We start from the raw sequence: 22,573 nt of genomic DNA on the forward strand, positions 1-22,573 counted from the left end.
AGCTGGCCGCCCATGAACGCAGGTGAACGCCCCTGCACGCGACCTCACGAGCCACCACCACAGTTGGAAAGGGTGCGCGGCAGTGGCACTGGCAGAGCCTGGGCTTACGGTCCGAGACACGGCAATCAGACCATCAGCATGTTGGCGTGCGTGATGGTGAAGCCTGGACTATCAGGCAGCAGCGACGACGGCCAGGCACCCCTCGGCCAGAGCATCCTCTTGGCAGGCAATGCCACCGACTGCACTACACGCAAGAGGGGATAGAGCTACTATCTACCCGCTGAATGGAGGGGGATCAGTGGGAATTTTCGGGCGGCGTGAGTCCAGTCACACTTGGCACCAAACGGTTTCTAGCGAATTCAAAGAATGCTCCGAAATCGTCCATCGGCTACTGACGTCACATCACAAGCGATCCAGCATTCTATCTCGAGCGTCTGGAATTTGGTTCCGTTTTTTGGGCACCATCGAAATTTGCCTAAGCGTAGTTCTCCCACTCCTTTCATCTACCAGGAGACACAGAAGAAGACTTGGCTCCTGATCGCTGTCAGTGTGACGATTTCTTTGTCAACAGGACTCAAGCTGTTCTGGGGATGGCACGATGGGTGGTGGACCTACCGTACCCAGAAAGTAGCAATCCGGCGAGAGATCAGCGCATGGGAGCCAAGAAGTACCGCGACTACTAGTGAATAGGAAACTGAAATGCTCGCCCCGGAGGAAGCCGAGCGCAAAGCCGCGGAGTTCCTTGCGGAAGAAAGTCGAACATGGGGGGCCTCCTCGAACGTGAGGATCATCCCAGATTACTGCTTTACGGACGGGGGTCGGTTCATCGCTCCCTACGACCATGTCGAATACCTCGATCACGGACGTGAGGACATGCAACTCGGCGGGAACCTGCCCGTGGCGGTCGACCTGACCACCGGAGCCTGCTCTTTCATCACCTGGGAAGAGGCGGACGACATGATGGAGCGCGACCTGCTCTGAGGGGCGCCTCACAGGGGGCAGCGGCCCGCGACGATCGACGTCACGGGCCGCTGGCCCAACAACAGCGCGCTCCCCTTCCACGAGGGCCGTCTGGGTGAGCGGTGCCTGAGCGGAAGGCGGGGCACCGGCCGTCCAGAGCGTGGACGACGCAACGTGTCGCGTGGGGCTGACCTGCGCGGAAAGCACCACGAGACACGGGCCGACACAACTCGGCAGGGATCCTGTGGCACTCCTAAAGCGGGTGTCGCAGGTTCGAATCCTGCCGGGGGCACCAGCCAGCCAGGCCCCGGACCGATCACGGTTTGGGGCCTTTGACGGCAGGGGACCCAAGTCGCTGGGAGATGCCTGGCGGGAAGACCTGCTCAAGCCCTTGATGCCCTGAGCTTCCCAAGCTGAGGGCTCAGGCACCGTCGTTACGGGACGGCCGTCGCCGCTTGCTCTGGTCGACGGCATTGGCAGCGAGGCGGAGGCCGGTTGGGGTACAGCGAGGCACGTGCGCGCCTTGTCGGCTGACGCACCCACCGTCGTGGCTGGCTGTCGTCGGCTGAGAAGTTTGTGCCACTGGCGTGCCAGATGCAGCAGTCAGCCACGGTCAAAACGGTGCTTGCACCACCCGTAGCCAACTGACGGGGCTCTTGAGTGAGAGACGTAGAGATGCCAGTACCCTACGCTTCTACGTGACCTCCAACCCTGCACGGGCAACATCGATAAACCGATGATGCTGGGCTCGGAAAGCCTGGTAGGCGAGGGTGTATTGGTTTCGCTGATCACCACACGCATCACCGATTTCTCCGAGCTTCCAAAAAGATGCAACTGCAGCTTGCTGGAGAGCTCGCGCCTCTTTGGCAACTGGTTCGGGGCCTTGAAGGTACACTTCTGTACTCGCTTTGGTGACCCCGCTCAACGCCTTCCTGGATGCAATCTGCATCTCTTTTACGATTTCCGCTTTCCGCGAATTGTCCACAGATCGGTCCACTTCCACCATACGCCAGAACACTTCAGCTAACGCATGAGCGCTCGCGCTCATCTCGCTGTACGCCCGCCGCCTTTCGTCACGCACTTTCGCAACATGGCTAGCGTGCGCGTTGACTTCAGCTTCAATTCGTGCTGAAGACGTGTTTCCCCGGCTGGTGACCCAACTGGCCCCGATGGCAGTAAGCGCAGTGAGCACGCCAACCCACCAACTGTTGTCCCCCATAGAGGCCAGTATGACGGTGGACCAACAGATCACGGTAGGGCCGTCTGCCGGCCTGACATCACCAACTGACATCAACGTCGGCGAACGGTGGCACACAGCGACGGCTGGCGCCGGATCCACAAGCGGTCAGCGGGCCCCTGCTGGCAGGTCGCACTGAGCTGCAATCGAACTCCTAAAGCGGTGGTCACCAGTCTCGACCTCACTGCGGGCGCGCCAACTGCACGCCGGGCCAAGAAAAGGAGCCCCGGACCGTGGCCGAGGCTCCCTGCCGCACAGCGCACCGCTGCCGCTCAGCCCCTCAAGGGCGTCCAGGCACAACGCGCACGCGTCCGCGACTGGTCGCTACACGCAGCACGTCTCGCAGTGCGCTCGTCAGTTGGGCAGCGAGAAGGTTCAGCTCCTCCAGGTCCTCGGTCTCCTCGTCGAGTACCTGACGCGAGTGCTCCAGCAGTTGGGATGCCATGCCGAGTTGGAACGCCTCGATGTGGTCCGCCAGGCGGGAGACGTAGCCGCCTTGGTCATCGGTGCTCAAGTAGCACGGCTTGCCGTCCGGCCCTGCCCACGGGAGAAGTCTTAGTTCGTCATGTGCCGTCATGCCTGTGTGCCCCTCTCGGTGATCTCGGCGCTGAGCGCTGGCGTGCCACTCGATGCCGACCCGCTCACCGCGTCACCTCTGGGCTGAGGCCGGCCGGGTGCCGCGTGGCACAGGCAATCGCAAGCCTCGTAAATCAAGGGAAGGTCGACCGGCGCCAACTCCGGCGACGACTCCGCGCAGGCGTGATGCGTGCCGATCTGGCATGCAGTCGAGCGGTACGAGGTGGCCGAGGCTTCCGAGCCAAGGGCTTGCCGCCGTGATGGCATCACTGAACCCCCAGGAGGATCGACCTGGCGTCGGCTGGGAGATAGGGAGCGAGGACGACCCTAGGTCGGCGTGCGCGCTCTTCATGCGCCAGTACATACGGACGGACAAGTGCGGTGTCCTCACCCCGGAGTGGCTGCCAGTGACCCGCCCTGTCGAGAGCCTGGCTCAGGACGACCGTCGGCTCGTCGGCGAACGCGGCGGAAGCGGGAGCAAGCGTCGGCCCGGACGGCCGTAAGGGGCGGCGGTGCCTGCCCTTAGGGAAGTACCGTTCTCTGGCAAGCGAGGCGGCACGGCGGATACGGTTGAGCACGCTGGTCAGCTCCTATCGCTGATAGCTCGGTCCCCCGACGTCGCCCGTCGTGGGGACCGCTTTGTTTACGACCGCCCAGAGGGTGCGGTCGTTCAGGCTCGTGGCGAGAAGCCCGAACCGATCGGCCTCAGCCACTGCTTCCAGGACCTCCCGCCATAAGTCGGCGGTGAGTGATTCCGGTACCTCCGCCTCGATCGACGTCTGCCGGTCGTGCTCTTCCACGCGTGCGGGCAGCCCGAGGCCGGACAGCCGGGCAGCGATGGCTGCCGCGCGGACTCCCGAAGCGGGCACAGGGGCAGCCTCCGTTAACCGGCGATCACTTTGAGTGAAGCTAGTTAACTAGATTAGAGCTAGTGGACTAGATTTTCCATATGCCTGAGCAGCCGCCCTACCTCCGCATCGCCGACGAACTTCGGCGGCGGATCGCGGAGCACGTGTGGGAGCCGGGGGATCGACTGCCCTCCCGCGCCCAGATCGGCCAGGAGTGCGGCGTTGGCGAGAACGTGGTTCGCCGGGCGCAGGAGCTGCTGATCTCCCAGGGCGTGCTGGAAGGTCGCGCCGGATCAGGGACCTACGTCGCCGAGCCTCGGCAACGGGTGCGGGTTGTCCGGTCGTCTGCGCGCGAGCAGCCCAGCGGATCTCCCTTTCGGGCGGACATGAAGGCCGTGGGCAGGCAAGGAGATTGGGAGAGCCGGACCGACGCCAAGGTCCCCGCCCCGGCCGACATCGCGGCGCGGCTGGGCATCAGCGAGGGCGACCTGTGCGTCAGGACGTCATACGAGTTCCTGGCCGACGGCAGGCCGGTGCAACTGTCGACGAGTTGGGAGCCCTACGACCTCACCGCCGGCACCCTCGTCGTTCTCCCCGAGGGAGGCCCGCACGCCGGGGCCGGTGTCGTGAACCGCATGGCCGCGATCGGTGTCACCGTCAGCCACGCCGTGGAGCAGCCGGAACCGCGACAGGCGACCGCCGAGGAGGCCTCTCTTCTGGGCATCCAGAAGGCCGCCCTCGTCACGCACATCCGGCGGACGTACTACAGCGACCAGGGGCGACCCGTCGAGACAGCGGACATCGTCGTGCCCGCCGCTCACTGCGAGATCGTCTACGAGATCCCGATCAACCGGTAGGCACAGGCTTTCGCGTGGGCGGGCTGTCCCGGTGCTTCGGTGCGTCCACGTCATGCAAGCGGTGAGGGCGGTCAGCCCTGCCGTTCACTCGTGGCGGCGGCCCAACCCCACGCATGCTGCCCACAAGTGATCATTCCTGGGCCGTCCCTGGGCCGTCCAAGGGCGCCCGAGGCCGACCAACGGCGACCGGCAGAGACAGACGAGTCCGAGCCACTCACCACGAACCCCCAGGTCACAGCCCCCCACCCATACGCGTTTCCACCCAGGGGTAGCGGTACGGCAAGATGGGGTGTATCTGCCCACTGCCAGATTCAAGCTGCCGGACGGTTTCTCTTGGCTGAGTTCATTTACACCATGCGCAAGGCGCGTAAGGCGCACGGCGACAAGGTGATCCTCGACGACGTGACGACGAGCTTCCTGCCGGGGGCGAAGATCGGCGTCGTCGGCCCGAACGGCGCCGGAAAGTCGACGATCCTGAAGATCATGGCCGGGATCGAGCAGCCGTCCAACGGTGACGCCTTCCTCACGCCCGGTTACACGGTCGGCATCCTGCTGCAGGAGCCGCCGCTGAACGAGGAGAAGACCGTCCTGGAGAACGTCCAGGAGGGTGTCGCCGAGATCAAGGGCAAGCTCGACCGGTTCAACGAGATCGCCGAGCAGATGGCGACCGACTACTCCGACGAGCTCATGGACGAGATGGGCAAGCTGCAGGAGCAGCTCGACCACGCCAACGCCTGGGACCTCGACGCGCAGCTGGAGCAGGCCATGGACGCCCTGGGCTGCCCGCCCGGCGACTGGGCCGTCACCAACCTCTCCGGTGGTGAGCGCCGCCGCGTCGCGCTGTGCAAGCTGCTGCTGGAGCAGCCCGACCTGCTGCTGCTCGACGAGCCCACCAACCACCTCGACGCCGAGTCGGTGAACTGGCTGGAGCAGCACCTGGCCAAGTACCCGGGCACCGTCGTCGCGGTCACCCACGACCGGTACTTCCTCGACAACGTCGCCCAGTGGATCTGCGAGGTCGACCGCGGTCGCCTCTACCCCTACGAGGGCAACTACTCCAAGTACCTGGAGACCAAGGCCGCCCGTCTGAAGGTCGAGGGGCAGAAGGACGCCAAGCGGCAGAAGCGGCTGAAGGAGGAGCTCGAATGGGTTCGCTCCAACGCCAAGGGGCGGCAGGCCAAGTCCAAGGCGCGTCTGGCCCGCTACGAGGAGATGGCCGCCGAGGCCGACAAGATGCGGAAGCTGGACTTCGAGGAGATCCAGATCCCGCCGGGCCCGCGTCTGGGCAACGTCGTCGTCGAGGTCAACAACATCAGCAAGGCCTTCGGTGACAAGGTCCTCATCGACGACCTCAGCTTCACGCTGCCGCGGAACGGCATCGTCGGCATCATCGGGCCGAACGGCGCCGGCAAGACGACCCTGTTCAAGATGATCCAGGGATTCGAGGAGCCCGACTCCGGTTCCATCAAGGTCGGCGACACCGTCAAGATCTCCTACGTCGACCAGAGCCGCGAGAACATCGACCCGAAGAAGACCCTGTGGGCCGTCGTCTCCGACGAGCTGGACTACATCAACGTCGGACAGGTCGAGATGCCGTCCCGCGCGTACGTCTCCGCCTTCGGGTTCAAGGGGCCGGACCAGCAGAAGCCGGCCGGCGTGCTCTCCGGCGGTGAGCGCAACCGCCTGAACCTCGCGCTCACCCTCAAGCAGGGCGGCAACCTGCTGCTCCTCGACGAGCCGACCAACGACCTCGACGTCGAGACCCTCTCCAGCCTGGAGAACGCGCTGCTGGAGTTCCCCGGCTGCGCCGTGGTCGTCTCCCACGACCGGTGGTTCCTGGACCGCATCGCCACGCACATCCTCGCCTACGAGGGCGAGTCCAAGTGGTTCTGGTTCGAGGGCAACTTCGAGTCCTACGAGAAGAACAAGGTCGAGCGGCTCGGCCCGGACGCCTCCCGTCCGCACCGCGCCACCTACAAGAAGCTGACCCGGGGCTGATCTTGCGGCACATCTACCGCTGCCCGCTGCGCTGGGCGGACATGGACGCGTACGGCCACGTCAACAACGTGGTGTTCCTCCGCTACCTGGAGGAGGCCCGTATCGACTTCCTGTTCCGCCCGGAGAAGGACTTCAAGCAGGGGTCCGTGGTGGCTCGCCATGAGATCGACTACAAGCGGCAGCTCGTCCACCGGCACCACCCGGTGGACATCGAGCTGTGGGTCACGGAGATAAGGGCGGCGTCCTTCACCCTCACCTACGAGGTGAAGGACGGCGACGAGATCTATGTGCGCGCCTCGACGGTGATCGTGCCGTTCGACTTCGAGACGCAGCGACCGCGCCGGATCACCGCGGAGGAGCGGGAGTTCCTGCGCGAGTACATGGACGACGACGAGGAGGAGGCCGTCGCCGCATGACGGTGCTCCACCTCGCCGACGAGGGGGAGGCGGCGGATCTCGCGGCCTTCCTCTCCCGGCTGCTCCACTACGACCGCGGGGCCGCGGTGCGTCTGCAGGCCGCGGGCACCGCGCTCGCCGTCTTCGGGCGGCCGCCGTCCTTCGAGGTGCTGGCGATCCGCGCGGTACGGCTGGCGAAGCCGTACGAGAACGGGCTCGAGGTCACGCTGGACGTGACCGTGTCCGCCGGTGAACTGCTGGAGTCGGTGGACGAGAAGGGTGCCACGGCGGTCGTGCCGGGCGAGGTCACCGGGCCGCCGTGGGCCGGTGTGCTGCCGCCGCGCGGCGGCTGGCGGCCCGAGCCGGGGCTGCCCGCGCCGGACGCCCTGCGCTCCCTGGTGGCGGCCGTGGTCGCCGAGTTCCGCTCCCGCACGCAGGAGTTGCCCGACGAGCGGCGCACCCGGGCCGAGCTGGACCGGATCGGCCGGGACATCTGGTCCCGTACGGTCGGCGACACCCGGCTGCCCGTACGGGCCGTGCACGCGGCCCAGTCGCTCGGCTTCCTGCGGCCCGGGGCACCGCCGGCCCTGTTCTCCTCGGGCGCCTGGCTGCGGCTGCGCACACCGTACGGGTCGATCGCCGTACGGCGGGCCGGGCTCGGGGCGCTGGACGTCAGCGTCCGCTGACCGTCGCCACGCCCCCCGGGACCAGCCCGGAAGCCCGGGACGGAGAGCCCCCTGATCAGCCCGGGGTGTTCACCATCGACGCCGCCGCGTACGTCAGGTAGTTCCACAGCGTGTGCTCGTGCTCCTCGGACAGCCCGAGCTCCTCGACGGCGACCCGCATGTGCTTCAGCCAGGCGTCGTGCGCCGCACGGTCGACCGTGAAGGGCGCGTGCCGCATCCGCAGACGGGGATGGCCGCGGTTGTCGCTGTACGTCGTGGGGCCGCCCCAGTACTGGATGAGGAAGAGCGTGAGGCGCTCCTCGGCCGGGCCCAGGTCCTCCTCGGGATACATGGGCCGCAGCAGCGGGTCCTCGGCGACTCCCTCGTAGAAACGGTGGACGAGCCGACGGAAGGTCTCCTCCCCGCCGACCTGCTCGTAGAAGGTCTGCTCCTGAAGCGTGCCGCGCCGAATCTCTTTCACGCCCTCCATGCTCTCAGACGCCGGGACATAGGACTCAAGGCCTAGGACCAGCCTCGGTGCCCTTAGTGTGGGGGTATGGGCGGGCATGCTCCCGACAGGGAACTGGACGGTCTCGCCGCCTCCGCGCGGGCGGCGCTGGTACGCCGGATCGAGGCGAGCGGTGCCTGGGTCGCCGACCCGGGGTGGCGGGAGGCGTTCGCGGCGGTGCCGCGGCACCTCTTCGTGCCGTACTACTACGTCGGCGTCGCCGGGGGCTTCGAACGCCGCTGGGGCGAGAGTCCCGAGCGTGAGGCGCGGGAGCGGTGGCTGCGCGGCGCCTACGAGGACACCCCGCTGGCGACCCGGCTGCGCGACGGCGAGCTGCTGTCGTCCAGCAGCCAGCCGTCGCTGATGGCGGACATGCTGGCCGCGCTGGACGTGGCGGACGGCCACACGGTCCTGGAGATCGGCGCCGGCACCGGCTACAACGCCGCGCTCCTCGCCCACCGGCTGGGCGACGACAAGGTCACCACCGTCGACCTCGACCCGGAGATCACCGAGTCGGCCCGCCGGCACCTGGCCGCGGCCGGGTACCACCCGGTCGTCGTCACCGGCGACGGCGCCCGGGGTGTGCCCGAGCGCGCCCCGTTCGACCGGATCATCGCCACCTGCGCCCTCGGTACCGTGCCGCGCGCCTGGCTCGCGCAGAGCCGTCCCGGCGGCCGGATCCTCATCCCGCTCGCCACCGGCCTCGTCGTCCTGACGGTGAGCGACGCCGGGCACGCCGAGGGGCGGTTCCTGCACACGCCCGCCTACTTCGTGCCGCTGCGCGGCGCGAGCCGGCCCGGGGGCGAGCCGGTCCAGCTGGGCGGGGTGCCGCGCCGGGCCAGGGAGGACGACCTGTTCCGCTTCCTGCTGGCGCTGACCCGGGGCAGCCTCGACCCGCAGGAGGCCCTCGCGCTGTGGGAGCAGGAGGGCAGGCCGCACCGCGAGCGCTACGGCATCACGGTCAGCGGCGAGCGGGAGTGGGCCTGGCTGGACGACCCGGAGGGGCCGTACGCCTGGCCCCTCCCGTCCTGACGAGGCACCTGACCTGGCCGGCCGAACTGTCCGGGCCGGCCGGGCCGGGCGGACTCAGCCGCGGCGGATCGTGATCGTCGTCCAGGCGCCCACGTGCACCCGGTCGCCGTCCTGCAGCGGCACGGGCACGAACGGCTGGATCGGCTCCTCGGAGCCGTTGACCGTCGTGCCGTTCGTCGAGTTCTGGTCGACGACCGCCCAGCTGCCGTCCGGCTGCTGCACCAGCACCGCGTGCTGGTGCGAGACGCCCGGGTCCTCCGGCGGCGTCGACAGGTCGATGTCGGGGGTGTCGCCGGTGGAGTGCCGGCGGCGGCCGATCGTGATCTGGTTGCCGGTGAGCGTGCGCTGCTGCTCGGGCGAGTAAGCGGGCAGGTTCAGGCCCGCGGCCTCGGGGCCGGAGCGCTGCATCATCGCCATGAAGTAGTCGCGGTCCGGGCCGATGGTCGCGGTCCAGGTCGCCGGTCCCTGGGGCGCCTGGGGCTGCTGCGGGAAGCCGCCGGGGCCGGGCGGGGCCTGGGTCGCGCCGGGCTGCGGGTAGCCGTAGCCGCCGCCCTGGCCGGGGCCGGGCCCACCGGGGCCGCCATGGCCGCCCGGGCCGGTGGACGGCGGGGAGATCACCCAGTCGTCGTCACCGCCGCCGAACGGACCGCCCTGCTGCGGCGGACGCCGGGTCTCCTGCGGGAATCCGGGCGGGGCCGGCGGACCGGCCTGCTGGAAGCCCTGCGGAGCACCGCCGGGGCCACCGGGACCACCGTGTCCACCAGGCGCACCGTGTCCGCCGGGCGCACCGGGGCCGCCAGGCCCACCGGGGCCGGGCGGCGGGGGGACCGGCCGGGACGGGTCGGGGCCGAATCCGGGCGGGCCGGGCGGACCGCCGGGGCCACCCGGGCCGGGAGGAAACTCACGCCCCGCGGGACCGCCGGGGCCGGGAGCGCCACCACCCTGGTGGGGCGGGCCCGAGGGGCCGCCGCCGAACGGCGGGATGGGCTCGGCCGGGCGGTTCACCTGCGACGGGCGGGAGCTCTGGTAGTCGTACGCGTCACCGCCGCCGTACGACGGGCCGGGCTGGCCCGGCGGCTGGAAACGCCCGCCCGGGCCGGGCTGGGGCGGGGCGGCGGGGGTGTACGAGGTCGCCGTGTTCGTCAGGAAGTTCCACCGGCACTCCTCGCAGAACGGGGCGCCGCCCTCACGGGGCGTACGGCACTGCGGGCAGAGCTCCGGCTCGGCATTCGGTACGGCAGACAGGTGCGGCGGGCGCCCACCGGGGCCGCCGGGAGGGCCGCCGGGGCCGCCAGGACCGGCGGGGGGCGGGAAGCCGTAGCCGCCGCCGGGCGGGGGCGGCGGGGGAGGAGGCGGAGGCACGGCACCCGCCATGCGGTGACCGCAGACCTCGCACCAGTCGTCGGAACCCGACTGGTGTCCGTTCGGGCAGGTCGGCATGTCGGCGCGTCCCTCCTTCGTTCCTTCTAGGCCACTGCTCTAGGTCACTTCTTCACGCGAACAGTCTTGGTGGACCGAGTTTCGAGCGTCATCTCGTCGGCTTCCTCGACCTTCGCCTTCAGTCGCACAGTACCGGTCGCGGCATCGACCACGTCCACCACCTTCGCAAGCAGTTTCGCAGTATCGGCGTTCCCGGACGCACTCGCGAGCTGAACGGCCCTGCCCAGTTTGGCCGTTGCTCCGTCCATATCTCCCGACTTACGGAGATCCAGACCTTGTTGGATGGCTTGTGCCAGTTCGGCCTGGCCGGTGTAGTGGGCGACCTGGGGGTTGATCGACGTCGAGGCGACCATGTCGTCGGTCCACACGGCCCGCACCAGACCCTGCGCTCCAAGGTTCTGGACGCTGCCGTCGGGCTGCGGAATGACCAGCGAGATCCGGGCCGCCAGCATCTCCTGGCCGATGTGCGCGGCCGGGACCTCCACGCAGACGTGGTAGTCGCGGGACTCGTCTCCCCAGGAACCAAGGGGGTAGTCGCCCGCCCGGGGGCCCGCCTCGGTGCGCCGGCCGGTCAGTTCCTCGACCGTGGGCGCGACCTGCTTGACGAACTTCACAGTCGTGTCGACCGGGGTCCACAGCCGCAGCGAGACGTCCGCGACCTCCTTGCCCATCGCCGTCTCCATCATCCGCGTGAAGTCGGCGGCGAGCCCGGCCGGATCGGCGACGATGTCGGCCGTGCCGAGCAGGGCCGAGGCGATCCCTGTGACTTCTTTCACTTCCCAGTCGGTGCCCACACCGCGCGCGTCGCACGTGAAGCGCCCGGCGCACGCGTCGAGCGCGGCCTTCAGGTCCTGGGGTGACTCGTGTTCGTTGCGGCCGTCGGTGAGCAGGATGCCGTGCCGGATGGCGACGTCCGCGGAGGACAGCAGGCGGTCGGCCAGTTTCAGCCAGGTGCCGATCGCCGTGCCGCCGCCCGCGCTGAGCGCCCGCAGTGCCCGCTTGGCCTGCTCGCGGGTGGTGGCGTCGGCGACCGCGAGGCGTCCGCCGCCCGGGTACACCTCCTTGGCCTCGTGCGTCCCGCCGATCACCGCGAAGTGGACGCCGTCGCGCAGGGTGTCGATCGCCGCGGCCGTGGCGTCCCGGGCGTTGCGCATCTTGGTCGGCGGGTAGTCCATCGACCCCGAGCAGTCGACCATGAGCGCCACGGCCGCGGACGGGCCCTGGCCGGGCGAGTAGAGGTGGGGCGCCGCGACCGCGCTGCCGATCGTGCCGCCGCCGGTCGCCGTCACCGTGACGATGGCGTTGACCTCGCCGGCGCCCTCCGGCAGGTACTCGTTCTGGTACACGTCCACCGAGAACTGGGGCACGTTGGACTTCGAGAAATTGGCCATGGCTGCTTCGATCCCCCTCCAAAGCCCCCACCGCGGCGGGGTGATGACAGTGGAGCGGACCGGTCCCCTCCGGTCCGCCGAGGCGTCCCCGTACGTGGCCTCAGGCCGATCCTGCCCCCTGGGGCACGGCCGGGAACGGCACGAGCGCCACTGTTACGTTGTCGTGGCCCCCGCCGTCCAGGGCGTGGCCCACGAGCACCCGGGCGCTGTGCAGCGGGTGCGTGGCGGCGTCGAGCGGAACGACCCGGGCCATTTCCTCCGCTGCCTCGGCGTAGTTCCACAGGCCGTCCGTGCAGACGACCACCACGCCCGGCCGGTCCGGCTTGAAAGCGGCGGTGTGCGGCTCCAGTTCGTAGGCGTCCGCGCCGAGCCAGCCGGTGATCGCGTGGGCGCGTTCGTCGGCGTAGGCCTCGGCCTCGTTCATCAGGCCCGCGGCGACCATCTGCGCGGCCCAGGAGTCGTCCTCGGTGAGCCGGGCGGGGGGAGCGCTCCGGTCGACCGGGACCCAGTAGGCGCGGCTGTCGCCGACCCAGCCGACGATCAGCAGGCCCGACGTCACCACCGAGCCGACGATCGTGCACGCCGGGGCGTTCTGGTGCGAGGCGTGCTCGCGGGCCGTGGCGGGCTCCTCGGCCAGCGAGTTGACGGCGCGCGAGGCGGCGACGATCGCGTCGTGCATCGCCTGTTGCGGGTGGACACCGCGCGGCAGTGCGGCCAGCAGGGTCTCGCTCGCCGCCCTGGCCGCCGCCGCGGAGGCGTCGTCGGGGCGGGTCGCCGAGGAGACACCGTCGCAGACGATCGCCACGGAGGCGGGGGAGCCGTCGGGCAGCGCGGTGGTGCCGATGGCGAACGCGTCCTCGTTGCGGTGGTGGCGCAGGCCGCGGTCGCTGACCGCGGCCACCGGGCCGGACTCCTGCTCCATGTGGTCCCGTTCGCGCGGCTGGGCGTGGCCGCAGTTCTCGCAGTAGCCGTCGTCGTCCACGCGGCCGGCTCGGCAGGCCACGCAGACCTTGCCGCCGGGACCCGCGGCCGGGGCGGCGGGCTCGGCGGACACCCGTGGGTCCGGTGCCTGGAGGGGGTACTCGTCGGGCTGGGTCCGGTAGGCCTCGGCCGGTGCCGCGTAGCCGTCGGGCTGCTGCGGCCGGTCGAACCGCACACCCGCGGCCGGGGCCGGGGCCGGCGGGGCTGCCGGGGGCGGCGGCGCGTTCGGCGGCAGCGCGGAGCCGCCCGAGTCCGTGCCCGGGAGGTCCGTCGGCAGGTGCGCCGCGCCCGGGGCGCCCGAGCCGACCGGCCCGGGGGCGGGCCAGGGCGCGCCGGCGGGTGGCGCCGCCGGGGGCTCGGGATACGCACCGGCCGGAGCGCCCTGGACGGGCACCGAGCCGTTCATGGTGATGGTCGGGTTGTCCTGAGGCCGTGCCGGCACGGCGGACAGGTCGTATCCGCACGCGCCGCAGAAACGGTCACCCGATTCGAGGGGTTCCTCGCAACTCGGGCAGGCGGACAACTGGGGCATCTGCGACATCAACTACACCCACGTCCGGGGGCGGTAACGATTGGCACGTTCCACCAGGTCGATCCTCTCCTCGCCGCCCCGCGCCAGCCGGGCCAGCGTGCGGTACGAACGCTCCAGGCCGAAGCGCAGGCCCCGTTCGTCCAGGCCGCTGCCGAGCAGCGTCCGTCCTCCGGCGGCGGGAGGGGCGGAACCCTGGCCCCCGGAGAGTACCCAGTCCAGCGCGCAGCCGAGGACTTCGGCCGACAACTGCTCCCGGCGCGCCGGATCCAGACCGTACGCCTCCAGCGCCTCGACCTGCGCCGCGGCGGCCGTCAGGTCGTCCAGGAACGGTACGTCGGAAGCCGTCGCCGTGCGCTGGCGCAGCCGCGCCCGGACCGCCGCCACGCGTGCCGCCGTGTAGTGGATGGACGACTCCGGGACCGACTCCAGCGTCCGTACGGCGCCGCGCCGGTCCCCGGTCGCCAGCTGCACGCGGGCCAGCCCGAACGCGGCGCTCACATGGCTCGGGTCGGTCGACCACACCAGCCGGTAGTACTCGGCGGCGTTGTCGAGCTGGCCCAGCACCTCCGCGCAGAGCCCCAGCGCCAGCTTGGGCGCGATCTCGCCCGGGAAGGCGTCGTAGATCGCGTCGAAGGCGAGCGCGGCGCCCTCGTCGTCGCCGGTCACCAGCGCGGCCACGCCCCGGTACCAGACCACCCGCCAGTCGTCGGGCCGCTCTCCCTCCAGCCGGACCAGGGCCTGCAGCGCGGCGGCCGGATCGCCCGTCTCCAGCCAGGCCCGGATCTGCCGCAGCCGCGTCTCGACCGACGGGGCCGGAGCCGCCGCGAGGGCGCCGAGCAGCTCGGCCGGGGCGGACGTCATCAGGCCCGCCAGGAAACCCGCGTTGGGGTCGGTCGGGTCGACGCGGGGGACGGGCAGGGCCAGGGCGGCGGCGGAGGTGTCGACGGGCCTGACGAGGCCGTGGGCGGTGCCGGGGCTCTGCGGGTGCGCCGCGGCGGCGGGCAGGGCGGGGACGCGGCGCCGGGTGCGCACCGCCCGCGCGCCCAGCCGCGACACCTCCCCGTCGGGCTTCGGGAACAGCTCCGTGTCCGTGACCCGCAGCTCCGGGCCGAACAGCGTGGACAGGGCCGGCCGGGCGCGGCCCGTCTGGAGGGAGACGACCTCCCGCAGGACGCCAGTGAGCTGCTCGGTCATCTCCTGCGCGGAGGCGAACCGGCGGGCCGGGTCGGGGTCGGTGGCGCGGACCAGGAGGCGGTAGAACGACTCGTACTGCCGGAAGACCTCGATGTGGTCCGGGTCGGGCAGGGAGTCCGCGTAGACGTTCGTGTAGCCCTGGAAGTCGAAGGTGAGGACGGCGAGAGTGCGGGCGACGGTGTAGAGGTCGCTCGCCACCGACGGGCCGGCCTCCGCCACCTCCGGCGCCTGGTAGCCGACCGTGCCGTAGATGGCCGACTCCTCGTCGTCCATCCTGCGCACCGCGCCCATGTCGATCAGCTTCAGCTGGTCCTCGGTCTGGATGGCGTTGTCGACCTTGAAGTCGCAGTACAGCAGGTTCCGGCTGTGCAGGTGGCCGAGCGCCTCCAGCGCCTCGATGCCGTACGCACAGGCCTGCTCCACCGGCAGCGGGTCGCGGCGGCCATCCGGGGTGCGGCGGGCGTTGGCGATCTCCTTCAGGGACTTGCCGCCGACGTACTCCATGACGATGTAGCCGTCGAGCGAACCCGTGCGCTGGTCCAGGTGCTCCACGAAGTTGTAGATCCGCACGATGTTGGCGTGCTCGATCTCCGCGAGGAAGCGCCGCTCGGAGATCGCCGCGGCCATCGCGTCCTGGTCGCCCGTGTCCAGCAGGCCCTTGAGGACCACCCAGCGGTCCGAGACCGCCCGGTCGACGGCGAGGTAGATCCAGCCGAGACCGCCGTGCGCGAGGCAGCCGACGACCTCGTACTGGCCGTGCACCACGTCTCCCGCCTTCAGCTTCGGCACGAACGAGTACGGGTGCCCGCACTTGGTGCAGAAGCCCTCCGTGCGGCCCGGCCGGTCGCCGCGTGCCCGGCCCACCGGAGCGCCGCAGTCCGAGCGCGAGCAGAACCGCTTGCGCTCGGGCACCTCGGGGTTGTCCAGGACCATCGCGCGCGGGTTCGGCCGCGGGATCGGCGGGACCTGCACCAGCCCGGCACCCAGCCGCCCCCGCGACGAGGAACCGGCGGCGGAACCGGAGCTGCGCACGGACACCGAGCGGCCCGTCGACTTGCCCGACAGGGAGCGCGAGAGGCGTCCCGAGACCGAGCGGCGCGACTTCGACGACTGCGACGACGTACGGGAGGAACCGCGGCTGCCGGAGCGGGAGCTGCCGCTGCCGCCCGAGCCGGCCCTGCCCCCGGCGGTGATGCCGGTGGGGGGTGAGCCGACCATGCCTCCCCCGGAGGGGGGACCCCCAGGCGCGACGACCGGGGCGAGGCCGCAGGTGTCGCAGTACAGCTCGCCGCCGCCCACGTCCTCGTAGCTGCCGTCGCAGGTGGGGCGCTGGCACGCGCGTGGCGACGGGCCGGGTGGTTGCTGCGGTGCCTGACTCATGGACTCCCCCTTGTCGCTCATGCGCCCGGCCCCCTCCGGTCGTCCTCGACGACGCCCTGGTCCGGCACCCGTGGGCCGCCGAGCAGCTCCGCGGCCGCCTGCTGGTAGCGCAGCACGGCCTGTTCGGCCGCGCGCAGGTCGCAGGGGGCGCTCCACAGCATGCGGCGCGCCTTCTCGTAGCGCTCCACCAGCAGCGTGTCCTCCGCGAAGCCGTGCCGGGCGACCTTCGCCTTGTAGGCGTCGAGCCGGCCGCGCAGCTCGGCGCGGACCGCCAGGGGCGCGGTGACCGCGGTCAACGACTCACGGGCGCGCAGCAGTTCGTCCTCCGCCTTCTGCTCCAGCGACTCCAGCAGCGGGGACAGCCGGTGCCACTGCGCCTGCCGGCGGTACTCCGCGGCCGCCGCCAGCTGCTCCTGCAGCGCGGTCGGCGGTCCGCTGACGACCGGCACCTCCGTCGCGGCGATCTTCGCGAGGACCTCGCCGCGGGCGGTGCGCGCCTCGGCGAGCGTGCGGTCCGCGCGGCTGAGGACGTCCCGCAGCTTGACGATCCGCTTCTCGGCGTCCTGGCGCACCGTCAGCACGGCGTCGATCTCCCGGCGTACGTCCTCCAGGGCGCGCGCCTCCCGGTCGTACACCGTCGTGTCCGGCCGGCCGCCGCCCGGCGCCGAACTGCCCTCGGCCCGGGCCCAGAACGCCAGCGGGTCCGACACCACCTCCGCGCGCAGCTTCGTCAGTGTGCGCGTGATGCGTTCCAGGTCGTCGCCCGCCGGGTGCTCGCCGGGGCGCACACCGACCGAGTGCGCGAGCCGGCGGGTGCGCTGGAGCTCGGCCGCGAGGAGGTCGATCCGGGCGGGCAGAGCCGACCAGACCGCGTCGGCGGCGACCACCATGTCCAGGCTCGTGGCGTACAGCTCGTTCATCCGGTCGACGAGTGTGGAGAGCGAGTAGCGCTCGCTGAGCTTGCCCGGAGTGCCGTTCAGGGTCGGGGCGTTGGCCGTCGCGGTGGCGCTGCCTGCGACCGTGACGGACTCGCCGCTCAGCAGTTCCGTCAGCTCCACCAGGTCCTCGCGGCTGGACCAGCGGCGGCGGGCACGGATCTCGCGGGCGGTGCGCAGCGCGTCCGTGTACGCGTCGAAGTACGTCCACAGCAGCGTGATCGACGCCTCCGTCGACGTCCAGCGCTCCCGGGTGACACCGGTGAGCTCGGCGCCCTCCAGGAGTCTGCGGCCCGCGTGGTCCTGGAGGGCGAGGAGCGAGGTCTCTATCGCCTCGTGCTCCGCGCCGAGCCGCGCCAGCGCACGGTCCACCTCGTCCCGGTCCATCACCGGCCCGGTGGATCCCGTGACGCCCATCGATCACCTCTCGCTGCGGTTGTGCCGGTTGGGGGGTCGGTCCGTCCCGTTGTTCAGGTCCTGCGGAGGTACTCCGGTGCCGGGGGTTCCGACTTCTTCGCATCCTTGCCCAGTGTTGCCGACAGCCATTTGTCGTACGACGCCTGCCAGCCGTTCGCCGTGTCCCTGCGGTAGTCCACCAGAATCTGGTTGACCCGGCGTACCAGATCGTCGGCGTCCTTCTTCATTGCCACGCCGTAGTACTCGGCAGTGAAGGCGTCACCCTTGAGCTGGACCGTCGGATCCTGTGCCGCCTGGCTCGCAGCGAGCGCGCCGTCGGTGACCACCGCGTCGACCTCGCCGAGCTGGAGCCGCACCAGGCAGTCGAGTTGGTTCGGGACGGTGGTGGAGATGTCGGTGGTGGACGGGAGTTCGCCGTCCTTCTGGTCCGCCTCCAGCGTCGAGTACGCCGTGGAGCCCGCCGCCGTGCAGATCCTGCGGTTCGCGAGCGTGTCGTCATAGCCCTTGACGGGCGAGGACTTGGGCGCCAGGACCTGCTGGCCGGTCTTGAAGTAGGGCGCGGAGAAGGCGACGTCGTTGATGCGCTCGCAGTTGATCGTCATCGTGCGGACGACCATGTCCACGCGGCCGTCCTTGATCGCCGGGATGCGCTGGTTGGTCGGGATCGCCTTGAACTGGACGGCGTTCGGGTCGCCGAGGATGTCCTCGGCGATGCGGTGGACCAGGTCGATGTCGAAGCCTTCGAGCTCCGCGGTCTTGCCGCTGTTGGGGTTGCGGTAGCCCCAGCGGTAGCTGTTCTGGTCGACGCCGACGATCAGCTTGCGCTTCTCGCCCTTGCGGTTCTTGATCGCCTGGATGGTGTCGCCGTCCGCGGAGGACGGGGCGAGGGTCTGCTTCTCCGGGGCGTCGCAGTCCTCGTCGGCTTCGGTCTGGGCGGTCCGGGCCGTCTGGCCGGTGTGGGCGGCGGATCGGCCGTCCGCGGTGACGGCGGTCCGGGGGAGGCACAGGGCGATGAACGCCACCAGGGCGCAGACGACCGCCATCGCGGTCACTCCGCCCCAGCCCCTGAGAGTGCTTCGCACCGTCGTGCCTCCTCTCGTCCGTGGCCCGTTCACCGGTACTCCGACAGCCTGCGGCCGATGCCCAGGACCGCGCCCGCGGCGCCCAGGACGGCGAGGACGGCCGCGCCCGCCGCGAGGCCCGTCAGGGCGTCCCTGCCGTCACCGGCCGCGCGCTTGAACTCGGCCTCCTCGTGCACGAGGGCCGTGTGCAGGTTCTTGTCGACGCTGTCGAAGCACTCGCCGGTCGCGCCCCTGGGGCCGATGACCATGTCCAGTGCCTGCTGGTAGTTGCCGTTCTCGTCCTGCTCGCGGGCCGCGGTGTGGCGCTTCTGCCACTCCTTCATGTTGCCGACGGCGGCGGTGACCGGCTGTTCGCCGGAGCTGTCGTCGGCGAGCTTCCCGGCTGCCGTCAGGTGCCGGGCGAGGGACTTGATGTCCGCGCCGAAGTCGTAGTCGTAGGCGTCGTACGTCTCGTCGCCGACCTTCTTCGTCTCGGCGCCGCGGGCCACCAGCGTCAGGTTCTCGTTGCCGCGTGCCTTGAGGGAGGCGATGCGGGCGTCGTGCAGCACGTTCAGGGAGCGGACGCCGTGGTCGTAGGAGTCGTTCAGGCCCGCGCGGGCGACGCTGTGGCCGACGACGAGCCACAGCAGGACGACCGTCGCCGTCGCCGTGGCGGCGACCAGGCCGTGGTTCAGGACCCGGTTCGTCCGCTGGTACGTGCGGTGCTGGGCCCAGGCGAGGGCGGCGAGCGCGGCGAGGCCGAGGGCGATGGCCGCCCAGGGGTAGGGCGTGGCGTCCGCGTAGTCCGCCCTCAGGCGCTGGTTCTCCTTCTTGTACAGGTCCTCCGCCGCCGGGAGCATCTGCTGCTGCATCTTCTCGTTGGCGTAGCGGAGGTAGGCGCCGCCGACGGGGAAGCCCTGGCGGTTGTAGGTGCGGGCGCGTTCGACCAGGCCCTTGTACTCCGGGAGGAGTCTGTTGAGCTTGGCGATCGTCGCGGTGGACGGGGAGTCCGGGTCGGCGTTGGCGGCGGCGTTGACGAGTTTCTCCGCGGCCGTGCGGATGTCCTTCTCGTAGCGGTCGCGGGTGGCGGCCGTCTCCTGGCCGCCGGCGAGGAAGCCGCTGGAGGCGGCGGTGTTGGCGTCCGCGAGGGAGCGGTAGATGTCGGCCGCGTCCGAGCTGAGGGGCTGGCTGCTGGTGAGGACGTCGTCGGCGGCGGTCGCGCGGTCGGTCATCTGCCAGGCGGTGACGGAGCCGAAGGCGACGACGAGGAGGGCCAGGAGGGCGCCGATGATGCGGAGGCGGCCCGGCTCGGTGGTGGCGGCGGCGCGGAGCTGGTCGAAGCCCTCGGCGAAGGCGGTCCGGCGGCGAGGGGTGGGGGGCGGGGTGGGGCTGCTGCCGGTGCCGGTGCCGGTGGGGGCCGGGGCCGGTGGGGCTGGTTGGGCGGGTACGGCCGGGAGGGTGGGCAGGTTGGGGCCCGGTGGTGGTGTGCTGCTCTTCGGCGGGTATGTCACTGTGACCTCCCCCATGGTCATCCGTCGCCGCAAGTATCGCTGCCGGGACTGACATCCGCACCGGCCTTGCCTCGATCTTGATCGGATCGCAGCGTGAGGCGGCACCGCCTCTAGGAACACGTCGGGGGAGGGGGTTCGGTTCCCGTGGGGGTGGGGATGCCTGCGGTGGGCTGTGGCTGCTTCGGTGGGGGTGCGCGTCTTCGCCTTCTCGCCGGTGGTGGGTCGGGGCCGCGCCGGGGGGTGTCCGTCCTCGGAACGGCGCGATCGACCCTCTTACCGACTGACTGGCGTTGACGCGCCAACCGCTGCGGGCGGACACCCCCCGACACGTCCCCTTGCGTCGTCCGGCGGGTGCGGGCGCGTCTCGCCTCAGCTGCGGGCAGTCGTGCGCCGGGTTGTGCACCCACCCGGTCCCGGGTGCCGTCTCAAACGCCGAAGTGGCTGCGCAACCTCTCCTGCGCCTCCTCCCCGGCCCCCACCCTGTCCAGCCCGAGCAACGCCGCCCCCAGCACGGGGCTCGCCGTCACCACCCGTGGTACCGCCTTCGGCGCCCGGTCCGTGAGCAAGTGCTCGATGTGGCCGTTGAGTTGGGGGTGTCGCGCTGCCAGGACGCCGCCGCCCAGGAGGACGGGGGTCTCCTCGGTCAGGAGGTCCAGGCGGGTCAGGGCCACCACCGCCATGGAGACGACCTCTTCGGCCTGGCGTTCCACGATCGTGCGTGCGATCGTGTCGCCGTCGGCGGCCGTGGCGAACAGGACCGGAGTCAGTTCGTGGCGTCGGGGCGGTGGGATGTGCCCCAGGTGCAGGGCCTCGATGAGGGCGTGCATGGAGGGCAGGCCGAAGTGGGCGGGGAGGGTGTCGGCGAGGGCGGTGGGGGCGCCGCGGCCGTCCTCCGCGCGCGACGCGTGCCACAGGGCCTCCTCGGACAGGCCCCAGCCGCCGCCCCAGTCGCCGGAGACCCTGCCGAGCGCCGGGAAGCGGGCGGTGCGGCCGTCGGGGCGCATGCCCACGCAGTTGATGCCCGCGCCGCAGACGACCGCCACACCCCGGGGTTCGGTGACACCGGCCCGGAGGATCGCGAAGGTGTCGTTGCGGACCGTCACCGTCGTGCCCCAGCCCCGCGCCCCGAGGGCCGCCGCCAACTGGTCCTCCTCGACGGGGAAGTCGGCGTTCGCGAGGCAGGCCGAGACATGGGTGACCGATGGGATCCCGGCGGTGGTGAGGGCCCGGGCGACCGGCTCGGCGAGGCTCTCCATCGCCGTGTCGAGGCCCACGGCCGGGGGACGGAAGCCGCCCCCTCGTGCCGTGGCCAGGACTTCTCCGTCCGCCGTCACGATCGCGACGTCCGTCTTGCTGTTGCCCGCGTCGATCGCGAGGACACGTGCGGTCAGGCCCACGTGAGGTGCTCCCGGTTGTGTGCGACGAGCCGGTCGGTGAGCGTCTCGGCGTATTCGTACTGGCCGATGAGGGGGTGGGAGAGCAGGGCGCGGAAGACGCGGTTCCGGCCGCCGTGCAGGGCGGCTTCGAGGGCCAGGTGCTCGTAGGCCGTGACGCCGGCCATCAGGCCCGCGTAGAGGGGGTCCACGGGGTGAACGGGGAGGGGGGAGGCGCCCTTGGGGCCCACCGCCGCCTGGACCTCGATCACGGCGTCGTCGGGGAGGAAGGGGAGCGTGCCGTCGTTGCGCGTGTTCACCACCTGGTAGGGAGTACCCGCGTTGCCCAGCAGGGACGCCGCCAGGTCCACCGCCGCCTCCGAGTAGTAGGCGCCGCCCCGCTTGGCGAGCAGGTCCGGCTTCTCGTCCAGGGCCGGGTCGGCGTACATCGCCAGCAGACGCCGTTCCATGTCGGCCACTTCGGCCGCCCGGGACGGTTTCGTCCTGAGGTCCCGTACGACCTCGTCGTGCGCGTAGTAGTAGCGCAGGTAGTAGGAGGGGATCGTGCCCAGCGCGTCGAGCAGCGGGCGGGGGAGGCGGAGGTCGGTCGCGATCGTGTCGCCGTGGGTGCTCAGCAGTTCCGGGAGGACGTCCTCGCCCTCGGGGCCGCCCAGGCGTACCGCCGTCTCCCAGGTGAGGTGGTTGAGGCCCACGTGGTCCAGGTGGAGGTCGGTGGGCGCGACGTCCAGCAGGCCGGCGAACTTGCGTTGCAGGCCGATCGCCACGTTGCACAGGCCGATCGCCTTGTGGCCCTCTTGGAGCAGGGCGCGGGTCACGATGCCGACCGGGTTGGTGAAGTCGATGATCCAGGCGCTCGGGTTGGTGCGGCGGACGCGGTCCGCGATGTCCAGGACGACCGGGACCGTGCGCAGGGCCTTCGCCAGGCCGCCGGCGCCGGTGGTCTCCTGGCCCACGCAGCCGCACTCCAGGGGCCAGGTCTCGTCCTGTTGGCGGGCCGCCTGGCCGCCCACGCGCAGTTGCAGCAGGACCGCGTCCGCGCCGTCCACCGCCGCGTCGAGGTCGGTCGTGGTGGTGATGCGGCCGGGGTGGCCCTGGCGGGCGAAGATGCGGCGGGAGAGGCCGCCGACGAGGTTCAGGCGGTCCCGCGCCGGGTCCATCAGGACCAGTTCCCCGATCGGCAGGGTGTCCCTCAGTCGGGCGAAGCCGTCCACGAGTTCGGGGGTGTAGGTCGAGCCTCCGCCGACCACGGTGAGTTTCATGT

At 70.9% G+C, this 22,573-nt stretch carries 19 protein-coding genes; 6 read left to right on the forward strand and 13 right to left on the reverse strand.

The genetic code is table 11. The annotated features are described in order from the left end of the window. Positions 1 to 699 precede the first annotated feature (699 nt). Positions 700 to 981 carry a hypothetical protein gene (locus tag ABZ948_RS22500; protein ID WP_359762158.1) on the forward strand — a complete coding sequence of 94 codons (282 nt, stop codon included), beginning with the start codon at positions 700 to 702 and terminating at the stop codon, positions 979 to 981. Between the two features lie 673 nt (positions 982 to 1,654). On the opposite strand, the gene ABZ948_RS22505 is transcribed toward ABZ948_RS22500, so the two are convergent. From ABZ948_RS22505 to ABZ948_RS22515, 3 genes are all read right to left on the reverse strand, one after another. Then, entirely contained in the window at positions 1,655 to 2,179 is a 525-nt protein-coding gene (locus ABZ948_RS22505) for a hypothetical protein (RefSeq protein ID WP_359762160.1), read from the reverse strand. 298 nt (positions 2,180 to 2,477) lie between these two features. Further along, entirely contained in the window at positions 2,478 to 2,774 is a 297-nt protein-coding gene (locus tag ABZ948_RS22510; protein ID WP_359762162.1) for a hypothetical protein, read from the reverse strand. A gap of 589 nt (positions 2,775 to 3,363) precedes the next feature. Then, complete coding sequence (locus tag ABZ948_RS22515) at positions 3,364 to 3,642, reverse strand: hypothetical protein (RefSeq protein WP_359762164.1); 279 nt, start codon at positions 3,640 to 3,642, stop codon at positions 3,364 to 3,366. Between the two features lie 80 nt (positions 3,643 to 3,722). Here ABZ948_RS22515 and ABZ948_RS22520 point away from each other — a divergent pair, with 80 nt between their 5' ends. The 4 genes from ABZ948_RS22520 to ABZ948_RS22535 all read left to right on the forward strand — a co-directional run bounded on the left by ABZ948_RS22520 (position 3,723) and on the right by ABZ948_RS22535 (position 7,557). After that, positions 3,723 to 4,478: a GntR family transcriptional regulator gene (locus ABZ948_RS22520; RefSeq protein ID WP_359762166.1), complete on the forward strand. Its 756-nt coding sequence runs from the start codon at positions 3,723 to 3,725 to the stop codon at positions 4,476 to 4,478. Between the two features lie 333 nt (positions 4,479 to 4,811). Beyond that, positions 4,812 to 6,476 carry an energy-dependent translational throttle protein EttA gene (gene ettA, locus ABZ948_RS22525; protein WP_359762168.1) on the forward strand — a complete coding sequence of 555 codons (1,665 nt, stop codon included), beginning with the start codon at positions 4,812 to 4,814 and terminating at the stop codon, positions 6,474 to 6,476. A gap of 2 nt (positions 6,477 to 6,478) precedes the next feature. After that, positions 6,479 to 6,892 carry an acyl-CoA thioesterase gene (locus tag ABZ948_RS22530; protein ID WP_359762169.1) on the forward strand — a complete coding sequence of 138 codons (414 nt, stop codon included), beginning with the start codon at positions 6,479 to 6,481 and terminating at the stop codon, positions 6,890 to 6,892. Next, a complete protein-coding gene (locus ABZ948_RS22535) occupies positions 6,889 to 7,557 on the forward strand; it encodes a DUF8185 domain-containing protein (protein ID WP_359762171.1) in 669 nt (222 codons plus the stop codon). The genes ABZ948_RS22530 and ABZ948_RS22535 overlap by 4 nt, the downstream gene beginning before the upstream one ends. A 55-nt stretch (positions 7,558 to 7,612) precedes the next feature. Here the strand turns inward: ABZ948_RS22535 and ABZ948_RS22540 are convergent, their stop codons facing one another. Next, a complete protein-coding gene (locus tag ABZ948_RS22540) occupies positions 7,613 to 8,026 on the reverse strand; it encodes a globin (RefSeq protein ID WP_037765910.1) in 414 nt (137 codons plus the stop codon). Between the two features lie 66 nt (positions 8,027 to 8,092). Here ABZ948_RS22540 and ABZ948_RS22545 point away from each other — a divergent pair, with 66 nt between their 5' ends. Then, positions 8,093 to 9,076 (forward strand): methyltransferase domain-containing protein, encoded by a 984-nt coding sequence (locus ABZ948_RS22545; RefSeq protein ID WP_359762173.1) that lies wholly within the window; start codon positions 8,093 to 8,095, stop codon positions 9,074 to 9,076. 54 nt (positions 9,077 to 9,130) lie between these two features. Here ABZ948_RS22545 and ABZ948_RS22550 read toward each other — a convergent pair whose 3' ends face one another. The 9 genes from ABZ948_RS22550 to ABZ948_RS22590 all read right to left on the reverse strand — a co-directional run bounded on the left by ABZ948_RS22550 (position 9,131) and on the right by ABZ948_RS22590 (position 22,571). Then, positions 9,131 to 10,516 carry an FHA domain-containing protein gene (locus tag ABZ948_RS22550; RefSeq protein ID WP_359762175.1) on the reverse strand — a complete coding sequence of 462 codons (1,386 nt, stop codon included), beginning with the start codon at positions 10,514 to 10,516 and terminating at the stop codon, positions 9,131 to 9,133. 44 nt (positions 10,517 to 10,560) lie between these two features. After that, a complete protein-coding gene (locus ABZ948_RS22555) occupies positions 10,561 to 11,907 on the reverse strand; it encodes a vWA domain-containing protein (RefSeq protein ID WP_359762177.1) in 1,347 nt (448 codons plus the stop codon). Between the two features lie 100 nt (positions 11,908 to 12,007). After that, positions 12,008 to 13,429 carry a PP2C family protein-serine/threonine phosphatase gene (locus ABZ948_RS22560; RefSeq protein ID WP_359762179.1) on the reverse strand — a complete coding sequence of 474 codons (1,422 nt, stop codon included), beginning with the start codon at positions 13,427 to 13,429 and terminating at the stop codon, positions 12,008 to 12,010. Positions 13,430 to 13,432: 3 nt separating this feature from the next. Beyond that, positions 13,433 to 15,994 carry a serine/threonine-protein kinase gene (locus tag ABZ948_RS22565; protein WP_359762181.1) on the reverse strand — a complete coding sequence of 854 codons (2,562 nt, stop codon included), beginning with the start codon at positions 15,992 to 15,994 and terminating at the stop codon, positions 13,433 to 13,435. 17 nt (positions 15,995 to 16,011) lie between these two features. Then, a complete protein-coding gene (locus ABZ948_RS22570) occupies positions 16,012 to 17,346 on the reverse strand; it encodes a hypothetical protein (RefSeq protein ID WP_359762183.1) in 1,335 nt (444 codons plus the stop codon). Positions 17,347 to 17,399: 53 nt separating this feature from the next. Further along, positions 17,400 to 18,389, reverse strand: coding sequence for a glutamate ABC transporter substrate-binding protein (locus tag ABZ948_RS22575; protein ID WP_359762203.1), 990 nt, complete (start codon positions 18,387 to 18,389; stop codon positions 17,400 to 17,402). A gap of 68 nt (positions 18,390 to 18,457) precedes the next feature. Continuing rightward, positions 18,458 to 19,918: a GlnX family signal transduction membrane protein gene (locus tag ABZ948_RS22580; RefSeq protein WP_359762185.1), complete on the reverse strand. Its 1,461-nt coding sequence runs from the start codon at positions 19,916 to 19,918 to the stop codon at positions 18,458 to 18,460. Between the two features lie 425 nt (positions 19,919 to 20,343). Beyond that, positions 20,344 to 21,315 carry an N-acetylglucosamine kinase gene (locus ABZ948_RS22585; RefSeq protein WP_359762187.1) on the reverse strand — a complete coding sequence of 324 codons (972 nt, stop codon included), beginning with the start codon at positions 21,313 to 21,315 and terminating at the stop codon, positions 20,344 to 20,346. After that, entirely contained in the window at positions 21,306 to 22,571 is a 1,266-nt protein-coding gene (locus ABZ948_RS22590) for a 6-phospho-beta-glucosidase (protein WP_359762189.1), read from the reverse strand. Before ABZ948_RS22590 ends, ABZ948_RS22585 begins: the two co-directional genes overlap by 10 nt. Between the last annotated feature and the right edge of the window lie 2 nt (positions 22,572 to 22,573).

The sequence above is a fragment of the Streptomyces olindensis genome, assembly GCF_040645895.1.
Lineage (GTDB): Bacteria > Actinomycetota > Actinomycetes > Streptomycetales > Streptomycetaceae > Streptomyces > Streptomyces olindensis.

Coding starts and splice junctions, on each gene's coding strand:
- ABZ948_RS22510 (WP_359762162.1), bottom strand. CDS start 2,774: ATGACGGCACATGACGAACTAAGACTTCTCCCGTGGGCAGGGCCGGAC.
- ABZ948_RS22555 (WP_359762177.1), bottom strand. CDS start 11,907: ATGGCCAATTTCTCGAAGTCCAACGTGCCCCAGTTCTCGGTGGACGTG.
- ABZ948_RS22535 (WP_359762171.1), top strand. CDS start 6,889: ATGACGGTGCTCCACCTCGCCGACGAGGGGGAGGCGGCGGATCTCGCG.
- ABZ948_RS22550 (WP_359762175.1), bottom strand. CDS start 10,516: ATGCCGACCTGCCCGAACGGACACCAGTCGGGTTCCGACGACTGGTGC.
- ABZ948_RS22575 (WP_359762203.1), bottom strand. CDS start 18,389: ATGGCGGTCGTCTGCGCCCTGGTGGCGTTCATCGCCCTGTGCCTCCCC.
- ABZ948_RS22545 (WP_359762173.1), top strand. CDS start 8,093: ATGGGCGGGCATGCTCCCGACAGGGAACTGGACGGTCTCGCCGCCTCC.
- ABZ948_RS22565 (WP_359762181.1), bottom strand. CDS start 15,994: ATGAGTCAGGCACCGCAGCAACCACCCGGCCCGTCGCCACGCGCGTGC.
- ABZ948_RS22505 (WP_359762160.1), bottom strand. CDS start 2,179: ATGGGGGACAACAGTTGGTGGGTTGGCGTGCTCACTGCGCTTACTGCC.
- ABZ948_RS22520 (WP_359762166.1), top strand. CDS start 3,723: ATGCCTGAGCAGCCGCCCTACCTCCGCATCGCCGACGAACTTCGGCGG.
- ABZ948_RS22570 (WP_359762183.1), bottom strand. CDS start 17,346: ATGGGCGTCACGGGATCCACCGGGCCGGTGATGGACCGGGACGAGGTG.
- ABZ948_RS22500 (WP_359762158.1), top strand. CDS start 700: ATGCTCGCCCCGGAGGAAGCCGAGCGCAAAGCCGCGGAGTTCCTTGCG.
- ABZ948_RS22560 (WP_359762179.1), bottom strand. CDS start 13,429: ATGTCGCAGATGCCCCAGTTGTCCGCCTGCCCGAGTTGCGAGGAACCC.
- ABZ948_RS22590 (WP_359762189.1), bottom strand. CDS start 22,571: ATGAAACTCACCGTGGTCGGCGGAGGCTCGACCTACACCCCCGAACTC.
- ABZ948_RS22540 (WP_037765910.1), bottom strand. CDS start 8,026: ATGGAGGGCGTGAAAGAGATTCGGCGCGGCACGCTTCAGGAGCAGACC.